14 protein-coding genes and 1 tRNA gene are annotated in these 14,497 nt (G+C 53.6%); 2 read left to right on the plus strand and 13 right to left on the minus strand.

Going from position 1 to position 14,497, the window contains the following annotated elements; genetic code table 11:
• Positions 1-3 precede the first annotated feature (3 nt).
• The 9 genes from can to HS105_03280 all read right to left on the minus strand — a co-directional run bounded on the left by can (position 4) and on the right by HS105_03280 (position 6,598).
• Positions 4-666 (minus strand): carbonate dehydratase, encoded by a 663-nt coding sequence (gene can, locus HS105_03240; protein ID MBE7515614.1) that lies wholly within the window; start codon positions 664-666, stop codon positions 4-6.
• A gap of 52 nt (positions 667-718) precedes the next feature.
• Complete coding sequence (locus HS105_03245) at positions 719-904, minus strand: hypothetical protein (GenBank protein ID MBE7515615.1); 186 nt, start codon at positions 902-904, stop codon at positions 719-721.
• Positions 905-942: 38 nt separating this feature from the next.
• The gene (locus HS105_03250) at positions 943-1,569 is read right to left on the minus strand and encodes a DUF4126 domain-containing protein (GenBank protein MBE7515616.1); all 627 of its coding nucleotides are present in this window, start codon (positions 1,567-1,569) and stop codon (positions 943-945) included.
• Positions 1,570-1,615: 46 nt separating this feature from the next.
• A complete protein-coding gene (locus HS105_03255; GenBank protein ID MBE7515617.1) occupies positions 1,616-1,999 on the minus strand; it encodes a four helix bundle protein in 384 nt (127 codons plus the stop codon).
• Positions 2,000-2,005: 6 nt separating this feature from the next.
• A complete protein-coding gene (locus tag HS105_03260) occupies positions 2,006-3,382 on the minus strand; it encodes a sigma-54-dependent Fis family transcriptional regulator (GenBank protein ID MBE7515618.1) in 1,377 nt (458 codons plus the stop codon).
• 323 nt (positions 3,383-3,705) lie between these two features.
• Positions 3,706-3,781, minus strand: a tRNA-Ala gene (locus tag HS105_03265).
• A gap of 42 nt (positions 3,782-3,823) precedes the next feature.
• A complete protein-coding gene (locus tag HS105_03270; GenBank protein ID MBE7515619.1) occupies positions 3,824-4,075 on the minus strand; it encodes a hypothetical protein in 252 nt (83 codons plus the stop codon).
• 86 nt (positions 4,076-4,161) lie between these two features.
• Positions 4,162-5,367: a hypothetical protein gene (locus HS105_03275; GenBank protein ID MBE7515620.1), complete on the minus strand. Its 1,206-nt coding sequence runs from the start codon at positions 5,365-5,367 to the stop codon at positions 4,162-4,164.
• A 19-nt stretch (positions 5,368-5,386) separates the two neighbouring features.
• A complete protein-coding gene (locus HS105_03280) occupies positions 5,387-6,598 on the minus strand; it encodes an ATP-grasp domain-containing protein (protein ID MBE7515621.1) in 1,212 nt (403 codons plus the stop codon).
• Positions 6,599-6,710: 112 nt separating this feature from the next.
• Between HS105_03280 and HS105_03285 the strand changes: the two genes are divergently transcribed.
• Together HS105_03285 and trpS are read left to right on the plus strand one after the other, a co-directional pair.
• Complete coding sequence (locus HS105_03285) at positions 6,711-7,394, plus strand: site-2 protease family protein (GenBank protein MBE7515622.1); 684 nt, start codon at positions 6,711-6,713, stop codon at positions 7,392-7,394.
• Complete coding sequence (gene trpS, locus HS105_03290) at positions 7,394-8,383, plus strand: tryptophan--tRNA ligase (protein MBE7515623.1); 990 nt, start codon at positions 7,394-7,396, stop codon at positions 8,381-8,383. Before HS105_03285 ends, trpS begins: the two co-directional genes overlap by 1 nt.
• Before the next feature lie 50 nt (positions 8,384-8,433).
• Here trpS and argH read toward each other — a convergent pair whose 3' ends face one another.
• The 4 genes from argH to HS105_03310 form a co-directional block, all read right to left on the minus strand.
• The gene (argH, locus tag HS105_03295) at positions 8,434-9,921 is read right to left on the minus strand and encodes an argininosuccinate lyase (GenBank protein ID MBE7515624.1); all 1,488 of its coding nucleotides are present in this window, start codon (positions 9,919-9,921) and stop codon (positions 8,434-8,436) included.
• A gap of 92 nt (positions 9,922-10,013) precedes the next feature.
• Positions 10,014-12,647: a PIG-L family deacetylase gene (locus tag HS105_03300; GenBank protein MBE7515625.1), complete on the minus strand. Its 2,634-nt coding sequence runs from the start codon at positions 12,645-12,647 to the stop codon at positions 10,014-10,016.
• The gene (locus HS105_03305) at positions 12,640-14,313 is read right to left on the minus strand and encodes a sodium:solute symporter (protein ID MBE7515626.1); all 1,674 of its coding nucleotides are present in this window, start codon (positions 14,311-14,313) and stop codon (positions 12,640-12,642) included. The genes HS105_03300 and HS105_03305 overlap by 8 nt, the downstream gene beginning before the upstream one ends.
• Before the next feature lie 6 nt (positions 14,314-14,319).
• Complete coding sequence (locus HS105_03310; GenBank protein MBE7515627.1) at positions 14,320-14,457, minus strand: hypothetical protein; 138 nt, start codon at positions 14,455-14,457, stop codon at positions 14,320-14,322.
• Positions 14,458-14,497: the final 40 nt, after the last annotated feature.

Below are 14,497 nucleotides of genomic sequence, written 5' to 3' on the forward strand. Positions count from 1 at the left end.
GGTTTATGCGATGGCTGAATTCGTACACTCTGCGGCGAGGAATTTCTCGCGAAATCGTGCCGCACTTTCGCTCGCGTTGATCGCGACGCCAAGTTCGCGTATCAACCCGTCCTTGAGTCCGTACATCCAGCCGTGGACGGTAACCGACTGGCCGCGTTTCCACGCATCCTCGACAATGGTCGTCTCGCATACGTTCAGCACCTGCCGAAGAACGTTCAGCTCGCACAGACGGGCATGCTGCTCATCGGCGTTAGCAATGGCGTCAAGCTCGCGGGCGTAAAGAAAGGAGATGTTGCGGATGGGCCGCAGCCAATTGTCGATCAGCCCATGCCGCTCGTTTTCGATCGCGGCTTTTACGCCTCCGCAGCCATAATGCCCGCAAACGATGATGTGCTTCACGCGCAGCACGTCGACGGCGAACTGTATCACTGAGAGGCAATTCATGTCGGAATGGTTGACCAAGTTCGCTACATTTCTGTGAACAAAGACCTCGCCCGGTGCCAGCCCGACCACAGTATTTGCCGAAACTCGGCTATCGGAGCAGCCTATCCAAAAGAACTCAGGGCTTTGCTGACGTGCAAGTTCGGTAAAGAAACTCGGGTCATCGGTGACCAGCGAACGCGACCATTCCCGATTGTTGCCGAGCAGGCGCCTTATGCTCTCCATTGCTTTATATTACCTTGAGGCGGGCATAATACCAATGATGCTCAGGTGATGCTCAGGTGTGGTGCCTGTCGGCTTTCGCCTCGTCGATCTCACGTTTGATCCGAAAGCGATATCCGAGGAACAGACCGCAGATGCCCACCACGGCAGACGCGAATGCAAGGTCGGTATTGCCGGCCCGGTAAAAGTAAAAGGCCGCTGCGAAAAGGACGACCGCGATGATCCGGAATAACAGTTCCACTTAACAAATTGGCATCTTCGACGCCGTAAATTTCGTGCTTAGCCTGCCTCCTTGGCAACTTTTTTGAACGGTTCGCCCCTGACAAAACCGACGATCGCAGAAAACATCCGTCGGATGGCACGATAGATCTTCGGGAAGAACCAAAGGAAGAGCAGTATAAAGATGCCGAGTATCGCAGCAATGATGATCGGCGCGAAAACGGCGAGCAGCGTGCCGATAAATGCTATTGCATCCTCGACGATGGACAGCACCCAATTTGATACAGGTTCGGGCGAAAGGTTGGCGCCGATGCGCAGCGACGCCTTTGTCCCGTGAGACGCAACCGCAAGCCCGCCGCCGAGAAGCGTCGCCGGAATGTAAATGCTCGGATCAAGCTGATCGGTTGCCGCATATGCCACAACCGCTCCGGCCGGCACGCGTATAAAGGTGTGAACCACATCCCATACCGAATCGACGTAGGGTATCTTGTCGGCAAAGAATTCGACAAGGTACAGTCCGCCGGCAATGCCGATGATCCACCAGTTATCGAGTACATCGAGCCCGCCGGGCAGCTTCGTCGCACCGAATTTTTGCAGAAGTCCAAGCACCGTAACGGTGGCGTACAGATTTATCCCGCTCGTCCAAGCGGAACCAAGAGCCAGACTTAGTGTTGAGAACCAATCCATCTTTTTAGAGGCGAGGGACGAGTGCCAAGGGCTTTCTTCCTCTCGACTATCTCCTGCCGTCGCGATCGACCTTTTCTAACAAAGTGCGTCGTAGTGCGTTCAGCATCTTCCGCACCTCTACCATTAACGAAAATATATCCTTCGCTGTTCCCGATCTACAATAACCCAACTCAGCCGAAATTATAAGCTGCGTTTCCATCTCCGCAAGTGAGCCTTGAGCATTCGAAACGAATCGAACATAGTCAGGAGTTGTACGTCTCGCCTGCCCTTCAGCAATATTTGAGGGAATTGAGGCCGCGGCTCTACGCATCTGTGAGATCAGGCCGAATCTTTCATCATTAGGGAATTGACCGGTCAGTGCGTAGATATCCTTTACGAGCAGAATGCTCTTCTGCCAAACGATAAGGTCTTTATAACCGCCATCCGACATGGTCGATCAGCCCTCATCCCTCGCCGCTTGCCCCTCGTCACCGTCTTTTTTGTATCCAAATTTTTCGAGTCGATACTGGAGCGTGCGAAAGGTCAGCCCCAAGAGCTTCGCGGCCTTTGTGATGTTGCTGTCCGTACGTTCCATTGCCTGCATTATCAGGCTGCGTTCGACATCTTCGAAATTCACTCCGTCCTCAGGCAGTACGAAAGACGCGGCGGATTGTGCCTGAACGCTCGCCGCCGCCGCGCTTCCGCTGCGCTCGGTCATCTCGGGCGGAAGGTCATCGCGGGTAACGGTATCGTCTTCGCAAAGCAATATCGCCCTTTCTATGGCGGATTCCAGTTGCCGCACATTGCCGGGATATGAATAATTCTCCATCGTCTCGCGTGCCGCCGCGTCGATCGTAATGCTGCGTTTCGTTCCGCGCGTGTGTTTGGCGACAAAGTAATCTATGAGCACCGGAATATCGCTGCGGCGCTCGCGAAGTGCCGGAAGCTCGATCGAAAGCACGTTGAGCCGGTAGTAGAGGTCTTCGCGAAAGCGCTTTTCCTCGACCATGTGGAGCAGGTCGCGGTTCGTTGCGGCAACTACACGCACGTCAACATCGATCTCCTTTGTGCCGCCGACGCGTCTGATCTGCTTTTCCTGCAATGCACGCAGCAGTTTCGCTTGCAGGGCAATGTCGAGTTCGCCGATCTCATCGAGGAAGAGCGTGCCGTTATGAGCGATCTCAAATAACCCTTTTTTCTCGGCGACCGCTCCCGTGAATGAGCCTTTTTCGTGGCCGAAAAGTTCGCTTTCAAGCAAATTCTCATTGATCGCCGCACAGTTAACGGCCTGGAAGATGCCGTTCGCACGCGGGCTGTTCGTATGTATCGAGCGTGCGATAAGCTCCTTGCCCGTACCGCTCTCGCCCCGGATCAGCACGGTCGAATTAGACTTTGCGATCTTTAGGATGAGCTTTTTGACCTTGTCCATCTCTGGCGAGACCGAGATGATCTCGGCATCAAGCACGGTAAGCTTTTTGAGCGCGCGTGCGACAGTCTCGAGCAGCTTGTCGCTGTCATACGGCTTTTGCAGGTATTCGAACGCACCGAGCCGCATTGCGTCAACAGCAGAATCGACCGAGCCGTGCGCTGTCAGCAAAATGACGATTATCGAGCGGTCAAAATCAGTAAGCAAGCGCAGCAGATCGAGGCCGCTCATGCCCGTCATCTTAAGGTCGGTCAACACGAGGTCAAAGTGCCTGTCAGCGACGAACTTCATCGCCGCCTCGCCCGACGAAGCCGTCGTTACGTCATAACCTTCGCCCGACAATATCGTCTCTAATATTTCTCGCTGATTCTTCTCGTCATCAACGACGAGGATCGATTTACGTGCCATAAAAATATCTATTGAAAAGATGAGTATTTAATATTATAACGTAAGATGTAGATAACGCCTGAAAAGCCTGCATGGAAACCGTGCCGGTCGAGCATTTTGACGGAAAATGGAAGCGGCATTTCGGAAGGCGAGCCGAGCCGCTGCGGTCGTTTGTGGTTTCTTAGCGTACTTTGCGTCCGATCCTTCGTGTGCTTTGCAGTTTCTATTGGTTTCGGAAAAGAAAGATCGAGAGGCCCCGAGGTTGGCGACGCAACGGCTGCAAAGCCGCTGCGGCCTGTTGATCACAGAAGAAAGAGGCTGCCCTCACAGACAGCCTAAGGATCTGGTGGAGATGAGGGGGATCGAACCCCTGACCTCAGCATTGCGAACGCTGCGCTCTCCCAGCTGAGCTACATCCCCATGGTATTTAGAAATTAAAAGGAAAATTCAAAAAGCGCAAGCCTACTGAACGTGTGCCGGCAGGATCGAGCCTTTATAGTCGCTGGCAAATGCGTACCCATCCTCGATCTTCCCGATCATCCCGTGAAAACTGACATCATCGCCCGAGACAACAACGATGACATCGCCGGGACTTACCTTCTTCTCATCGACCGGAAATTTGATCACCGTTGCATTGCCGTTTGCTGACGTTACCACCTCGTAATCAAAAGTATCTGTGTTAAAACAAAGCGTCTGAACAAAAGTAACTTCCATGACAAATAACTATACCATTTTGTTCGACGTCGCGCAGTTCGCGGCGTCGAAAGAACCGCACGCGGCAGCGAAGCTGTAAGCGTTGATCATTCGAGTACGAAGTCGAGCGTTATCGCATCGTGGTCGGAAAGCGGTGTTCCGTCATTGTTCGCAAGGCTGCCGATCGTCCGCGGCGGATTTTCATTTGAGGGAGCAATGCGTTTTCCTGCGAACCAATCCAGGCGAGCCGAGACCTTTCCGCCGACACGGCCGGCGGCCCAAAAGATAAATGGGAAGCACCATTCCGGCACCCAATCACGCAGATTCGTGTTCTTTTCGATACTGCCGACGTCATAGTGCAGCGTACCTACGCCGATATTATTCAGATCGCGAAAGTGATAGCCGCGCTGTTCCAGGCCCTCGAAAAGAGCCCGCTCGAAGAATCGTTCCGGGTGCGGCAGGTGGTTCAGGGCAACATTCTTCGGGCCCATCATCACACGCCGCCAATAGCCCATGATCGCTCGCGTCGAGCTTTGCGAGTTAAAGCCGGTCGTGTTCCAGTCGCCGCCGAGCAGCGTCGGCATTTCGGGCAGCGTATCGAGGTGATCCAGAATGATCTGCATTTGTAAGCGGCGATGCGCACGCGAACAATGTGCATCCAAGTGTATCGACACCGCACGAAATATCCCGGCCGGATGATCAATATCTGCGATCAACGCCTGAAGCCGCCCGAGGCGCTTCTCTTTGCCCCACATCTTGTCCTTGCCGTTCGGGAGCGGGATCGCGTGGACATTCATAAGCGGCCACGGCGACATCATCGCCAGGCCGTGTACCGAGACCGTATTCTCGCCCTCAACCTCAGACTCGACGCCGCTGCCTTTTTGAAGTGCGAGATAAACGGTCGCGAATGCGTAGTTCAGCCCGAGGCGCTCTGCCAATTCGCGGGCGACAAATCGGTTGCCGCTGCGTGCCATGCCGTGATCGAGTTCGCTGAGCAAAAGCACGTCCTTGTTCTTAAGATCGTCGTGGTTCTCCAGTGCATCCGCGATGCCTTCGAACACATTGCCGCGTTCAAGATTCCATGCGAGGGCCGCGATCGCGCTTCCGGCCTCATATTCACGCGGTTTTGCATATTCGGTTCCGACAACAACGGCGTTCAGCACGCGCTCGGTATCCTCACGGATCTGCGGCCAAAGTTCAGATGCCTCCATCTCGGCGGTAGAATCGAACTTCAGAAGCTCCGGAAAGTGTACCTTTAGATCGTGATCGAGGACCGAAAGGCCGGTCGCAAAGTTACATTCAGTTGGCGGCATACATGCGGAAATTACGGGGTCAATCGTCGTGGCGTTCCTTTACCGGGGCTATTTCGAGGAAGTCTTCGCCGATGCGCTGCGAATACTGCTCCAACAGTTCTTCGATGCGTTTTGCTTTCGTCGAGTGAAAGATCATTCCGACGTGGCGTTCCTTTGTGATGCGGTAGGCGATCTCTTCATCGGTGTAATGCGAGGTGTCGGGCCATTCGGTATTTGCAAGCGCGAGTGCGACGCCCGCGAAATCCCGCCGCTGTTTCGGCAGCTTGTAAGGATGATCGGCATCAGCGATCTCAAGCTTTGCCCACTCACGCCAAAGGTTGAAGTTGCAGGCGATCTCAAGCACGTTCGCGATATACGCACCGCCGACGCGGCAGGCAACCTCGAGCAAAAAGAACTCGCCCGTCTCGCTGCTTTGCAGGAATTCGGCGTGCGAAACGCCCCGCTCGTATTCAAAAGCCATCAGAAGGGCTCGGTTCAGTGTTTCAAGTTCTTTGCGTTCCTTTGCGCGGTACGGGACGATAAATGACGTAAAGACGCCGCCGTGGTGCGATACGTTGAACGGCGTCGTTCCGTACTGGCTGACGCCCGCGGCCACGACCTTTCCTTTATCGACGACCGAATCGACGTGATAAACACGCCCTTCGACAAATCGTTCGATCAAAAATTGCGACGGATGGTCGCGCCATGTGTTTCTTGCGTCAAGCTCGTTCAGGACATCCCACACCTCGCCCGAGGTCGTGCATTTTCGAATGCCGAAAGCCGAAACCTCGTGCCGCGGCTTGACGATCCAAGGAGCCGGCACTTTCTCAAGGAAGTCTGCGATCTCGGAAGAATTGAATACGCCGATATACTCGGGGCAAGGTATGCCGCTATTTGCCGCAAGGTTCCGCATTGAGAGTTTGTCGCGAAAACGCCTTAAATAAGAGCTTGTCAGTCCCGGTATCTGCAGATGCTCGCGTGTCATCGCGGCCGTGATCACGTCAAATTCGTCCAGCCCGACCACCTTATCGACCGCATGTTCACCGCACACATTCGTTGCCGCCCGCACATAATCGACCGGCAAAGCCTCGTCATCGACCATCTTTGTATCGTTGATCGCCGTCCATGGCCATGGCGAATCGAACAATTTGCGGCGGGTGACCAGCGTTACGTGCCAACCGGCGTAATGGCACTCTTCGATGAACTCAACGCCCTTGAAATCACTCGCGATGATCACTATATGCTTTGCCATAGGCCGATCCCCAGGGAGTGCCTGTTGTTCCGCAAACTATTCATAACAGGCATTTTATTTTGAAATAAAAGAATGGCACAATTTATGAGTTTAGACAATCTGTTTTTAAGTAGTGGAATCAACAGCAGTTCAATTTATTTCGGGCCTAGTGATCTATATGGTCATCTGGCTGTTCTCAGTTTCTGCCCATGAGGCAGCGCATGCGTGGACGTCGTGGAAGTTCGAGGACGATACGGCATATCTGCTCGGGCGTGTAACGCTCAACCCGATACCGCATATAGACCCGATCGGTACGCTGCTGCTGCCGATAATCGGCTATGCGATAGGGTTTTACAGCGGCGCGGTCGGCGTTCCGCTGATAATGTGGGGAAAGCCGACGCCAGTCAATCCGCTTAAATGGCGCAAAAAGGATCTGGCGAACGTCTGCGTATCGCTTGCGGGCATAACGGTAAATCTTTTGATCGCCATCGCGGCGACACTTGTTTTGAAGGGCTTGATCTACGGAGGCGTAATAACGCGGGCAAATCTTCAGGACAGCGGAATGCAGATCCTTGTCCAGTTCATTTACGGAATGATCGTTCTGAATATCGGCCTTGCGATCTTCAATCTGCTGCCCTTTCCGCCGCTTGACGGCAGCAAGGCCCTGCAGTCGCTGTTGCCCTCAAGTTTTGAGCCGATCTTCAATATATTGGAAACCTACGGGTTCCTTATACTTCTCATACTTCTCCAGATAGGGGTCATAAACCGGATCGTCCAGCCGCTGTTCGGCCTGATCTTCTATCTGCTTGGACTCTGATGGCACGAAAACGTATCTTCTCCGGTGCTCAGCCGACGGGCGAGCTTCATATCGGTAATTATTTGGGCGCATTGAAGAATTGGGCCGTTCTGCAGGATGATTATGATTCGCTCTTTTGCATCGTCAATCTTCACGCGATAACGCTGCCGCAGGAGCCGGCGAAATTGCGGCAAAAGACGCTCGATCTTGCACGTATCTACATAGCTGCCGGCATCGACCCTCAGCGTTCGACGATATTCATCCAATCTGACGTCTCGGAGCACGCTGAAATGACATGGGTGCTCTCTTGCGTCGCGCGAATGGGCGAACTTGAGCGAATGACGCAGTTCAAGGATAAGTCGCAGAAAGGCGGACGAGAACGCTCAGGAGTCGGGCTTTTTACGTATCCGATCTTGATGGCCTCAGATATTCTGCTGTATAGGACCGATCTTGTGCCGGTCGGGCAAGATCAAAAGCAGCACTTAGAATTAAGCCGCGACCTCGCGATACGATTCAACCGCGACTTCGGCGAGGTTTTTACCGTTCCCGAACCATATATCCCCAAAGCCGGAGCGAGTATCAAATCGCTGCAAGACCCGGCAAAAAAGATGTCGAAATCGGATGACAACGCAGCGGGAGCGATCTTTTTGACGGACGATGCGGATACTATCGTTAAGAAGTTCAAGCGTGCGGTAACTGACAGCGGAACCGAGATACGCTTTGACGAGTCGCGGCCCGCTATCACAAATCTTCTGACCATCTATCAGCTTGTTACCGGTAAGACCGCTCAGGAGTGCGAGACGGACTTCGACGGCAAAGGTTATGGCCAATTCAAGTCTGAACTTGCCGATGCGACGATCGAGTTTCTGCGGCCTTTCCAGGCACGAATGCACTCTTTCACCGATGCAGAATTGAAAGCCATTCTCGAAAGCGGAGCAGAAAAAGCCCGCGTAACAGCTCACGAGACGCTGATGCGGGCTTACGAGGTTACGGGGCTTAGTTACAGATAAGCGGCGAAAGGCATTGCCTCACGCCGCCGGATCCACGCGAGCAGGCCGCCTCAGCCGATAAGCTCATTGACCGCATCGTCAAGCCGTCGGGCCGCCTCTTTCAGATGCGTTGTCGTTTCGGCGAACCATTTGTCATCAGCAGCCTCTGCATCACGCTCAACGCCCAACGCACGTTTCGTTTCCTTCGGCGCAGTTCCGCCGAAGATCGTCCGGATATTGACGAAATTCTCTGCGGTCAGCGAGCGTGCGATGTCTTCATCGCTGAGTGTAAGCCTTCGGCCCAGAACCTCTTGAGCCGAGGTCTGCAAGATATCGGGCGTGATCGCATCACCGCCCGCCGCAATGGCCGCTCTTACTGCGCTCCCGACGATCTTGTGAGCGACCTTGAATGACAGGTTCTCCTCGCGCACGATCGTGTCAGCCAGTTCTGTAACGGTGATAAAGTTAGCCTCCGCGCGTTTTCGCAGCGTGTCGAGGTTGAATGTTGCCGATCTGAGGCTGTTCGCAAACAGCGACACCGACCGCGAGGCGTCACGGACGGCGCTTGCGATCAGCGGCTGTATGTCGTCCTCGGAATCGTTAATATCTCCGAAAGGTGTGTTGTGAACTGCCGTCAGTACACCGAGCGCCTGTCCGAGGCCTTTGCTCGCTATTGCGCGGATATGTTCGAGCGCCACGGGATTTCGCTTCTGCGGCATTATCGAGGAACCCTGCACATAGCCGTCGGTGAGAACGATAACGTCAAATTCCTGCATTGCCATCAGCAAGAATTCCTGCGCGAACTTGCCGACATTTACAAGAAGAGCACTGACCGCACCGAGTAATTCGGTGAAGTAGTCGATAGATGCGATCGATGCATAGGAATTGACGGTCGGCCGCTGAAAGCCGAGCAGATCGGACGTTATATCACGATCTATCGGAAAACCGGTCGTTGTGATAGCACATGCTCCGAGCGGGCCGTTGTTCATATTTTCGAAGGCACGCTGCAGCCGCTTTATGTCACGCCCGAGGTTCTCGGCGATAGCAAGCAGAAAATGTGCGAGGGTCGAAGGCTGTGCCGGCTGTGTATGCGTGTACGCCGGTATCAGCGTTTCATGATGCTGCGAGGCGAGGTCGAGCATGACGCGGCGAAGATCCATCGTATCGTTCAGCAGTTTTAACGCAGCCTTGCGCAAATGCAGGCGGTAGATCGTAACGTCTATATCGTTGCGGCTTCGTGCCGTATGCAGCTTGCCGGCAACCTCTTTATCTTCGCAGTTCGCCGCTAATTCGCGTTGAAGCAAAAAGAAGAGATCCTCGTATGTGCCGTCGTATTTTGCCGCGCGAACAGCATCGAGGTCGATCTTTTTGACCGCTTCCATCAGCATCTTTGCCTCATCGCGGGTGATGATGCCCTGCCGTGCGAGCATTACGCCGTGGGCACGATCGACCTGTATCAGGGCGTCGAGGAAATAGCGTTTCGCATCCTCAAAACAATCCGCCAGTACGTTCTCGGTATAGCTGGCGGCAGGAAATTTCTCGATATTCTCAGATGACACTGTTGGTAATTCTCCGATCATTTGTGTTTAGGCCGTAAGGGTAAGGACGATCAACGCCCGCCCTTACGGCCCGTTATTTTTAAGTCGGCCTGCTACTTTCTAGGAGCTTTCGGCAGGCTTAGCATGTTTGCGAAGAGCCGGTAGGCACCGGGAACTCCCGCGGGAAGCTGTCGGAAGAACGAATATGCGTTGTAAACGTACAATCCTTTTCCGACCTTTGCATAGACGAGGCCGCCGGTAACCGGTGCTTCACCTTCGTCAGCCGTTTCGGTCAGCGCCACGTAGTTGGCATCGAGCTGGCTGAGCGTGTATAGGTTTCGCTCCTGAACCCAATTATCCCAATCGCTGTTAACGATCTTGTTCGGATAGTTGAAGATCGGATTGTCGGGAACGAGTATCTTTACCGGTGCGTTCTCATCAACAACGCGTACGTTCGAGATCCGCTGCACACCGTTAATTGCAGATTCAGTTTTTGCGTCGAACGGAAGCATATTCTTCTGCGTATAGACGCTCTGCTGATACTGTACGATCAGCGTCCCGCCATTGCGCATAAAGTCGATCAGCCGTCCGTTGTTAGCGACAAAGTCCGGCCGTGTTTCAGACGCACGAATTCCGACAACAATTACGTCAAATTTGGAAAGGTCGCCGCTCGCAAGATCTTTCTCTTCAAGCATAGTGACCGGTATTCCCATGCGTGCTATCGCAGCCGGTACCGAATCACCGCTGCCCATCACATAACCAACCTTAACGGGTGCGACCTTCAGATCGAGGACCTGCGTCGTTACCGTTGCTTTCAGGTAACGCCTGTGCGTCTGAATATGCGGATATTCTATCTCTTGCATCGAACGGTCGTAGGTGCTTCCGCCGACCTTCGCCTCCGCAGTAACGTCATATTTGCCGGCCTTTGTACCTGCGGGTATCGTCACGTCAAATGCAACCGCTGTCTTCAAGCCCTTTGTCGCGAGGTCGAAGTTTGCGGATGCCGGTACCGCGGTCCATCCCGCCGGCAAACTCAGATCGATCGTGCCGGCGGTTTGACGCGGGGCATTATTTGTAAGCGAGACGACCACACGTTTCGTCTGCTTTTGAGCACCGGTCGGAACGACCATGAGATTGGTGTCCGGTTCAAGTGTTACAAGCGGAACCACGTTCAAGTCACGCCTGATCTCGCCGCGCACACCATCTGCATAGCGATATTGCAGCGGCTGAGCCACCGTGATATCGACGCCGCCGATATTAAGCGGAACACTCGCTGTAACGAGTTGATGCTGGAACGGAGCGTTCTTTACTGCGTCGGGGGCCGACCAATCGAACGTAAAATTCGTTCGCGGCTTTTCAAGCCAATACGGCTGTGTCGGCGAGGCATTTGCCGCCGCTGTCAGTTTCAGATATGTGGAGTGATCGGCCGTCTCGGGGCGAAAGAAGAAATTGTTGCCCCCCGTTTTCGGAGCCGTAGAGTCGGCAACGCTCCAGCCTTCAGGGGTGCTCAAAGTGATCTTCCCGACCTTTGCATTTGCACCGAAAACGTTGACCGTTACTTGTGTGGAATCTCCCGCCACGATCGTATCCGTATCGCTCAATGCATCGACGACGATACCGGCAGCGGTCTGCAGAGCATGTGAAAATTCCTGCTCCTTTTCTTCGAGCAATGCCTTGGCATAAGGATTCTTTGTCGCTTCCTTTGCCGCGCGTGCCTGCGTTACACCCTTTGCAAGAACGGGCACGAGCTTTGACGGAGCATACGCGTCATAGTCGCGCAGTGCCGTTTCGGCTGTTTCCTGAAGTGCCGCGAGGCGATCGGCAAGCCCACTCTCATTGTCATTTGTGATGGATGCAATTCCCTTGATCGATGTGTCGATACCGTCAAAAATGTCGGTCTTGGAATTGCCCGTTACTGTTGATTCGAGCAGCTTTTCGCCGGAGAACTGTGCGCCGCGGCGTTCTATCGTGCCCATCTGCTGTGTCTTATGCTGGCTACGTCCTTCCGAAGCGATCTCGGCGTAGGAGCGGCCGATAAGCGGGTCATATTCGCCGGTGCTCAGACGCACGGATGTCGGCTCACTATCGGGAGCGTTAAAGCTCTGTCCGACGTATAGTTTCTTTGCCTGCCACGGCAGAAGGCCCTCGCGGATCTGTTCCGGGAACTGATTCGGATCGGCTGCGGCTTTATATGCAAGCGGCGTAAGATAACCTGCGAGTTGATGTTGTCCGTGTCCGTCCGATGGTGTGCCGGTAAATCGAGAAATGATGACGAGCGGCCTGAATGTACGCACCGCGCGGACCATTTCAGCAAGCGTCGGCTGCTCGCCCCAAATGCGGGCGGCTTCAGAGCGCTTCTTAGAAAAGCCGTAGTCCATGACGTTGGTGAACATCTGCTGGCCGCCGTCGAGACGACGAGCCTGAAGAAGTTCTTCGGTGCGGATAACGCCGAGCGGTTCGAAAAGCTCCGGCCCGATAACATTCTGGCCGCCTTCGCCGCGATTCAGTGCAAGGTACACTGTGCGTGCGTTCTTACCGCGGGCAAGATATGCGATCAGGTTTGAGTCCTCATCGTCCGGGTGCGCACCGGTATGCATCGCACTTGCCGTGGTCTGTAACCTTTTTAACTGCTGGCCGAGGCCGATCGCGCCCATGTCATAGACCGGGCGAACCTGTGCAAAAAGGCCGGAAATGTTGAGACAGATCAGTAGGAGCAATAGAAAAAAAGCCGTAAATTTATTAAGCATTGATCGCATTATTTTCTCCTTTAACTGTTAAGCTGATCAAATACCCGGTCAACACTGTGACAAGGCAGCCGATCACGTTGAACCACAAGAACTCGATGTCGGTAAACAGGCTGGCGATCCAGACCGAAGCTATGCCGAGCATCAAGCCAAAAAATGCTCCGCGGGCACGTGCACGTTTAACTATGAATGCAAGCACGAATACTCCGAGAAGCGAACCGTAGAAGAAGGAACCGAATTTATTGACCACCTCGATCAAAGAACCGAGGCTGGTGGCATATGTTGCCACCACGCAGGCGAAGAGGCCCCATGCCATGGTCGCCAATCTGCCAAAACGCACATATTGTTTGTCAGTGCCGCTAGTGTTGAAGTGGCGTCGATAAAAATCGATGGTCGTAGCCGTCGCCAGAGCGTTAAGTTCCGCTGATATCGACGACATTGCTGCCGCAAAGATCGCGGCGATTATCAAGCCGATGACGCCCATCGGCATGTTTTGGACGACGAACGTGGGAAATACATAGTTGACGTCGTTGAAGCTCTTATTTCCCGTCGAATCTCTTACATAGTTGACGACATTCTTGCGCGAATCATTAAAAGCCTTGTCGGCATCGATATATTGCTGCCGCGCTGTATCGGACTTGCTTTGTACAAAATTGGTCGCTGCTTCCGCGCGTCGTGCGTGTGCCGCATCGAATTGTTCTTCAAGCACTTTGTACTGTGCCGTATTCGCCACCTTTTCTGTTTCAACTTGGTTGAAGACCATCGGGGGCGCCGTGAATTGATAGAAAACAAAAACAAGGATACCGACTAGAAGGATCATGAACTGCATCGGTATCTTAAGGAACGCACTCATCAATAATGACGTGCGGCCCTCCGATACAGATTTGGCGGTCAAAAACCGCTGAACTTGGCTCTGGTCGCAGCCAAAATATGAGAGGAACAAGAACAATCCGCCGATCAATCCCGACCAAAGCGTGTACTTTTCCTTAAGGTCAAAGTCTGTTACAACGGTCGTCAATTTACCCGTTGCACCCGCAAGGAAAAGTCCGTCGGAAAGTGAGATGTTCTGCGGAAATTGTGAAACTATGACATAAATACAAACGAACAAGCCGAAAAAAATGACGAACATCTGCTTGACGTCCGTCCACGTTACCGCCTGCACACCGCCGATCATGGTGTAAATTGTCGTTGAGAGTCCGATCACGAAGATCGTCGTTACCTCATGCCAGCCGAGCACGATCGAAAGGATAACGGATGGTGCCGCGATGATCACGCCTACGCCCAGGCCGCGTGACAGCAAAAAGCAGAAGCTCGTAAGGCTCCGCGTTTTGGCATCAAAGCGTTTCTCGAGGTATTCGTAGGCAGTGAATATCTTTGCGCGATAGAAAAACGGCACTGCCGTTACGCACAGGATCACCATTGCCAGCGGCAGGCCATAGTAGAACTGAATGAAGCGCATGCCGTCGGAATACGCCTGACCGGTCGTTCCGACAAGCGTGATGGCCGAAAGCTGCGTCGCCATGACAGAAAGCCCCACGGCCCACCACGGCAGGCTGCGATTAGCAAGGAAATAACCCTCGACGTTGCCGCTGTGCTTGGTCATTCGGATGCCGTCCCAAATCACATACACCAAATATCCGACGACAACCGCCCAATCTAAGAATTGCATTTGTTTCTAGCTCGAAAAGTAATGTGTAAAGGCGTAGAGAGCTGAGATGACGACGATCGTCGTGATCATGACAGCAAAATATATTTTGTACCACCATTCATCGGGCTTCTCGATCGGCGGTTCTTCAGGCTTAGTAGTATGCATCGTCACCAGTGTGGAAAGGGTCAAATAAATTCGCCGGAGC

The sequence above is a fragment of the Chloracidobacterium sp. genome, assembly GCA_015075585.1.
GTDB lineage: Bacteria > Acidobacteriota > Blastocatellia > Pyrinomonadales > Pyrinomonadaceae > OLB17.

Coding starts and splice junctions, on each gene's coding strand:
- can (MBE7515614.1), bottom strand. CDS start 666: ATGGAGAGCATAAGGCGCCTGCTCGGCAACAATCGGGAATGGTCGCGT.
- HS105_03250 (MBE7515616.1), bottom strand. CDS start 1,569: ATGGATTGGTTCTCAACACTAAGTCTGGCTCTTGGTTCCGCTTGGACG.
- HS105_03255 (MBE7515617.1), bottom strand. CDS start 1,999: ATGTCGGATGGCGGTTATAAAGACCTTATCGTTTGGCAGAAGAGCATT.
- HS105_03260 (MBE7515618.1), bottom strand. CDS start 3,382: ATGGCACGTAAATCGATCCTCGTCGTTGATGACGAGAAGAATCAGCGA.
- HS105_03270 (MBE7515619.1), bottom strand. CDS start 4,075: ATGGAAGTTACTTTTGTTCAGACGCTTTGTTTTAACACAGATACTTTT.
- HS105_03275 (MBE7515620.1), bottom strand. CDS start 5,367: ATGCCGCCAACTGAATGTAACTTTGCGACCGGCCTTTCGGTCCTCGAT.
- HS105_03280 (MBE7515621.1), bottom strand. CDS start 6,598: ATGGCAAAGCATATAGTGATCATCGCGAGTGATTTCAAGGGCGTTGAG.
- trpS (MBE7515623.1), top strand. CDS start 7,394: ATGGCACGAAAACGTATCTTCTCCGGTGCTCAGCCGACGGGCGAGCTT.
- HS105_03300 (MBE7515625.1), bottom strand. CDS start 12,647: ATGCTTAATAAATTTACGGCTTTTTTTCTATTGCTCCTACTGATCTGT.
- HS105_03305 (MBE7515626.1), bottom strand. CDS start 14,313: ATGCAATTCTTAGATTGGGCGGTTGTCGTCGGATATTTGGTGTATGTG.
- HS105_03310 (MBE7515627.1), bottom strand. CDS start 14,457: ATGCATACTACTAAGCCTGAAGAACCGCCGATCGAGAAGCCCGATGAA.